General features: G+C 63.8%; 5 protein-coding genes. 2 read left to right on the plus strand and 3 right to left on the minus strand.

Annotation, left to right across the window (positions count from 1 at the left end):
- Window positions 1–863 (plus strand): alkaline phosphatase D family protein (locus AC1D1P_RS16945; protein ID WP_477673772.1); only part of this gene is annotated, 863 nt, incomplete at its 5' end.
- 98 nt (window positions 864–961) lie between these two features.
- On the opposite strand, the gene AC1D1P_RS16950 is transcribed toward AC1D1P_RS16945, so the two are convergent.
- On the minus strand, window positions 962–1,864 hold the full coding sequence (locus tag AC1D1P_RS16950) for a ketopantoate reductase family protein (protein WP_477669444.1): 903 nt from the start codon (window positions 1,862–1,864) through the stop codon (window positions 962–964).
- A 96-nt stretch (window positions 1,865–1,960) separates the two neighbouring features.
- Window positions 1,961–2,890, minus strand: a complete 930-nt coding sequence (locus AC1D1P_RS16955) for a LysR family transcriptional regulator (RefSeq protein ID WP_477673773.1) — start codon at window positions 2,888–2,890, stop codon at window positions 1,961–1,963.
- A gap of 106 nt (window positions 2,891–2,996) precedes the next feature.
- Here AC1D1P_RS16955 and AC1D1P_RS16960 point away from each other — a divergent pair, with 106 nt between their 5' ends.
- On the plus strand, window positions 2,997–3,626 hold the full coding sequence (locus AC1D1P_RS16960) for an NADPH-dependent F420 reductase (protein WP_477673774.1): 630 nt from the start codon (window positions 2,997–2,999) through the stop codon (window positions 3,624–3,626).
- A 109-nt stretch (window positions 3,627–3,735) separates the two neighbouring features.
- Here AC1D1P_RS16960 and AC1D1P_RS16965 read toward each other — a convergent pair.
- Window positions 3,736–3,881, minus strand: a 146-nt coding sequence (locus AC1D1P_RS16965; RefSeq protein WP_477673775.1) for an ATP-binding protein, incomplete at its 5' end; no start/stop codon positions are given.

Below are 3,881 nucleotides of genomic sequence, written 5' to 3' on the forward strand. Positions count from 1 at the left end.
CTGAAGTGCCGCAAATCTGGCAATGGGATGACCACGAGGTGGCCAATAACTGGTCTGACTCCAAAGACTTCGGTGCCGACAAGCGTTACACCGAAAAGAATGTGCCCTTGCTGGTGGCGCGCGCCACCCGGGCCTTTCATGAATTTGCGCCCATACGCCGTACCGCCGACGTGGAGAGTGAGCGTGTGTACCGCCATTTGCCCCAAGGCCCCCTGCTGGACATGTTTGTGGTCGACATGCGCAGCTATCGCGGTCCCAACAGCCATAACCTGCAAACCAGCGAAACCGAAGAAAGCGCCTTTATGGGCCGCCCTCAAGTTGCCTGGCTGCTGGACGGCCTGAAGCGCTCAAAATCGGTCTGGAAAGTGATCGCCGCCGACATGCCCATCAGCCTGCATGTGGACGATGGCAAAGACAGCGACGGCCGCAGCCGCTGGGAAGCCATCGCCAACGGTGACGATGGCGTCCCCCTGGGTCGCGAAATCGAAATTGCGCGCCTGCTGCGCGAGATCAAGCGTGCCGGCATCAAGAATGTGGTGTGGCTGACGGCCGATGTTCACTACACCGCCGCGCATTATTTCGACCCGGCCAAGGCCAGGTTCAATGATTTTTCGCCATTCTGGGAGTTTGTGTCGGGTCCGCTCAACGCCGGTGRATTTGGGCCCAACAAAACCGACGCCACCTTCGGCATGCAGGTGATGTACCAGAAAGCCCCCACCGAAGTGAACGCGCCACCCACCAACGGCATGCAGTTCTTTGGCCAGGTCGACATCGACGCGAAAACCAGGGCCATGACAGTCACCTTGAAAGACCTGGCCGGCGCGTCGCTTTACACCAAGACACTGGCGCCGCAACGCGCCTGACCGGCTGAAACACGAGGCCGCGTCAAAGCCGCGGTAGCGCAGTCAGCTTCGCTGCGTCGGCAGTGCTCTGGTGCACTGGCCGGCAGCAACTGAATGCGTCACTTGCCTTCCATTAACTTCACCAGCGCCCACAACACCCGGTTCGCCGGCGTGGCCACACCCAGCGCTTCACCGCGCCTGACGACCAGCCCGTTGAGGTAGTCGATCTCGGTGGGTTTGCCGCGCGCCAGGTCTTGTGCGGTGGATGACAACTGGTTGGGCATGCTGCCGGCCAGCTTGTCCACGGCCAGGTGCATGTCGCCCTGCACCTGCACGCCTTCGGCCTCTGCCACGGCCAGGCATTCGGCCACCACGTCGCGCATGACGTCTTTCACGCCCTCGCCCTGCACGGTTTTGCCGTACGGCAGCTGCGCGATGGCCGAGACGGCGTTGTAAGCGCAGTTGAGGATGAGTTTGGCCCACAACGCGCCGCGCACATTGCTGGAGATTTCAACCGGCACACCGGCTGCGATGAAGGCCTGGGCCACGGCCTCGCTCCGGCTGGCCGGCTCAATCACCAGCTCGCCGCGGCCGTGGTGCCTGACGTGGCCGGGGCCGGCCATTTCGGTAGCGACGTACACCACGGCGGCAGCCACTGCATGCTGCGGCAGCACAGTGCGCAGGCGGTCGGCGTTGTCGACGCCGTTTTGCAGGCAGAGCACCAGCGCATCCGGCGCCAGGTGCGGCCGGATCAATGCACCGGCCGCTTCGGTGTCGGTGGACTTCACGCAGAACAGCACCAGGCCGGCGCCCTGCACGGCGGTGGGTTCGCTGCTGGCGGCCAGGCGCACGTGTTCGTCGAAAGTGCGGGTTTCCATGTGCAGGCCGTCACTCTGAATGGCGTCAGCATGCCGGGGCCGGGCGATCAGCACCACGTCAAGCCCCGCACGGGCCAGCATGCCGCCGTAATAACAACCAACGGCGCCTGCGCCCATCACGGCGGCTTTGAGGGATTGGGTCATGGGTGTCTTTGCCTTCAATGAGATACGGAAACGGAAGGGGAAACGTAAAAAGGAATTGTGGGCGAAGTCTGCCGCCCTTGCCGGCGACCGGGCCTCTTAGCCCGGGCCGCCGGTAAAGCGCCGGGCCAGTTGGTCGCGCTCGAAGGCCTCGACCACAAAATCGATGAACACCCGCGTCTTGACAGGCATCTGGCTGCGCGTGGCGTAGTAAATCGAGATCACGCCGGCATCGACATACCACTGCGGCAGCACCCTGACGAGTTCACCGCGCTCCAGCAAAGGCAGTACATCGGGCAAAGCCACGAGCGTCACGCCCAGGCCCAGCAACGCTGCCGCGCGCATGGCCGTCGGGTCGTTCACCACCACCGAATCCATGAAACCTGCCGGAACTTCCGCGCCGGCCGCATTGCGCATGACCCACTGGCGAACCCGGCCCGTTCCGCTGGAACGCAGGGCGATGCCTTTGAGCCCGGCCAGGCCCGCGGGGTCGGCCGGGGCCTGCTGGCCTGCCATATAGGCGGGCGATGCCACGGCGACCAGGTGGATCGGGGCCAGTGCGCGCGACACCACGCCTGGCGACAGCTCAAAGCCGCCGCCGATGGCCGCGTCATACCCCTCGGCGATCAGGTCGACCGGGCGGTTTTCAAAGTACCAGTCAGGACGTATGAGCGGATAACGGTCCAGGAAGGCCGGCAGCARCGGCACGATGTAGTCGATGCCAAAGGTGGGCGACATGCTGACCTTGAGTTGACCTGCGGGGGCGCCGCTGTCGCTGGAGATGGCCGCGATGGCGGACTGCAGCGCGTTGAGGTTGCCGCTGATCGAGACCAGGAAGCGTTCACCGGCTTCGGTCAGCGTGAGTTTGCGGGTCGAGCGCTGAAACAGTCGCACGCCCAGGTTTCGCTCCAGCATGGCGACGTTGCGGCTGACGGCGGCAGGCGTCAGGGCCAAGCGCCGTGCCGCCTCAGAAAAGCTGCGGCCTTCGGCGCTGCGAATAAACGATTCGAGGTTGGCCAGGGTTTCCATTTCCCCATCTTAAAGCAATGATTGAAAATAATTCAATCAATTACCTGCTTATCAAAAGGCAATCAAAAACCCATCATTCACCCATCAACAACCAAGGAGTGAATTTATGTCTACCCCCTCAACCCCATCCAGCACCCCCAGCATCGGGATCATCGGTGCCGGCGCCATCGGCACGGCATTTGCCAAAACCCTGGCCCGCCAGGGCATCCATGCCACGCTGTCCAACAGCCGCGGCCCGGACTCGCTCAAAGACATCGTGCGCGAACTCGGCCCCACCATCCACGCCGGCACCGTCAAGGAAGCCGCCACAAAAGACATCGTGCTGGTGGCCGTCAACTGGGGCCGCCTGCCTGAAGCGCTGGCCGGTTTGCCCAACTTTGGCGGCCGTGTCGTCATTGACGCCAACAACGCGGTCGAAGGCCCTCCTCTCCGGCCCGTTGAGTTGAACGGCCGCGCCTCCAGCGAAGTGTTTGCCGAGCTGGTGCCCGGCGCGCGCGTGGTGAAGGCCTTTAACCACCTGGTCGCCCAGTTGCTGGCCACTGACCCCGCCGACCAGGGCGGCAAACGCGTGCTGTTTTTCTCGGGCGACGACGCCAAGGCAAAGGCGACCGTGGCGGCACTGATCAGCCAGCTCGGGTTCTCGGGAATCGACCTCGGCACTTTGGCCGTGGGTGGACGCCTGGCGCAGTTTCCCGGCGGCCCGCTGCCCATTCTCAACCTGGTGCAGTTCGGGTGAAGCCGCAGCAATCGCTATCAAATCAATAGCTGCTTGCGCTCGTCTCTATTGGCCTGCAGCCCGTTTTGACACTCAAAAAAGGCCTTTCGAGGCCTTTTTTTGGGGTGTTTCAGGCCCGCGGCAGCGTGATCCGGGCGCAGAGGCCCCCGCCGTCGGCAGGCAGCAGCTCAAACTTGCCGCCGTGCGCGCGCACGATGCGGTCCACGATGGCCAGGCCCAGCCCGGCGCCCGGCGGGCCGGTGCGTGTGCTTTCAG

This window comes from Polaromonas sp. P1_E1_2 (assembly GCF_056406035.1).